The sequence below is a fragment of the Allocoprococcus comes genome (assembly GCF_013300725.1).
Lineage (GTDB): Bacteria > Bacillota > Clostridia > Lachnospirales > Lachnospiraceae > Allocoprococcus > Allocoprococcus comes_A.
In genome coordinates this window covers 1-1,785 of sequence record NZ_JAAIMM010000067.1, presented here as the reverse complement: position 1 = coordinate 1,785, position 1,785 = coordinate 1, and the positions used below count along the sequence as shown (strand labels likewise).

Genomic DNA, 1,785 nt, shown 5'->3' with positions numbered 1-1,785 from the left:
GGGGCTGTGAAATAAGTCCCTAAAAGAAATAGGACCATTCGTTCATGCGAAAGGTCCTATTTTTGTGGTAAAATTAACTTGCGATGAAAACTTTACACAATAATTATTGTAATTCAAAACAAGGATATTTACCACTGTTTCTTTCAGATTGTTTGGATCTGCTGGATCCTGTTTTAACATTTGACAGATTGATGGGAGGAATCGATTTAAACAAGTATCTGACGGATATTCCGGAGTATACAACTGGACGACTCAGATATAATCCAGTCAACATGTTAAAAACAGTACTTTTCGGATTTATGACTGGCGGCTACTGCTCTCTGAGAGAACTGGAAGACAACTGCAAAGTTAATATCAGGTTCATGTATCTCATGGATCACCAGACTCCGTCATACAGAACCTTTGGATATTTCATTAATGAAATACTTCAAGATAAGATTGAAAACATTTTTAACGACATCAATCATGCTATCTTTAACGAGGAGCATGTAGATCTGCAACATCTCTACATCGACGGCTCCAAGTTTGAAGCAAACGCAAACAAGTATACCTGGGTATGGAAGAAGGCTACCGAAAAGTTCCGTTACAAGCTTTACGAAAAAATCACTGCGGAGATTGAGGAAATTAATGCAGAAATCGCATGGAGCGGGGTGCAGATCACAACAAATCCGGAGTATGTACCGGATTATCTGAATGAAATCGTTGAGCAGCTAGTACTTTTATGGGAACTGGATAAAAGTACATTTGTTTACGGAAGTGGAAAGCGAAAATCCAAAGAACAGCGACATTATGAACACTTGACTACTTTCTGTCAGAAACTTCAAGAATACATGCAAAAAATTGAAATCTGTGGTCCCAATCGAAACAGTTACTCTAAAACAGATAACTCAGCTACCTTTATGCGTATCAAAACGGATTACATGGGCAATGATCAGCTTCTGCCAGCATATAATGTACAGATTGGTGTAGCAGATGAATATATTGCAGTTGTTGACGTGAACCATTATCGTTCGGATATGGATTGTTTCGTTCCTTTGATGGAGCACTTCAAACAAACTTATGGATTCTATCCCAAATATCCTGTGGCAGATGCCGGATATGGCTCATACAACAATTATATTTTCTGTGAACAGAACGGAATTGAAAAGTATATGAAATTTCCAATGTTTAAAAAGGAAACTAAGGATCGGAAATATCATGAAGATCCATTTCGTGCAGTTAACTTCAGAATTGATGAGCAAGGTGTCATGAGATGTCCTAACGATAAAGCATTCCATTTTTTATACAGAAAAAATGTGAGGGGAAATCAATACGGACGTAAGGAAGAACTGTATGAATGCGAAGACTGTAGTGGATGTCCATATGCAGAGAAATGTAAGAAAACAGATAAGAATCGAACCGTTCGGATCAATCAGGAATTAACTTCCATGCATCAGGAAGTAATCGAAAACCTAGAAAGTATCCACGGTGCGTTATTACGAATGAACCGTTCGATACAAGCAGAAGGCACTTTCGGAATAATGAAAAACGACCGTTGGTACAAGAGAATTGTCCGAAGAGGCATTCATTCAGTCAAACTGGAAGTTTTACTCGTGGCGATAGGCCATAATCTATATAAATATCAGAAAAAAAAGATGAGAAACAGAACTGCCGCATAGATTCAAAAAAAGAATTTCTATGGGGTAGGGGAAGTGCGCTTTCTTTGCGCATGATTTCAGTCATTTATACACAACAGGTACAAAAAGGGAGATGCGAAAAAACTCAATCGAGTTTTTTCACATCCCC

General features: G+C 38.0%; 1 protein-coding gene. It reads left to right on the top strand.

Translation table 11 applies throughout. The annotated features are described in order from the left end of the window. The first annotated feature begins 83 nt into the window (after window positions 1-83). Complete coding sequence (locus G4407_RS15965; RefSeq protein WP_173689663.1) at window positions 84-1,658, top strand: IS1182 family transposase; 1,575 nt, start codon at window positions 84-86, stop codon at window positions 1,656-1,658. The last annotated feature ends 127 nt before the right edge of the window (window positions 1,659-1,785 follow it).

Coding starts and splice junctions, on each gene's coding strand:
- G4407_RS15965 (WP_173689663.1), top strand. CDS start 84: ATGAAAACTTTACACAATAATTATTGTAATTCAAAACAAGGATATTTA.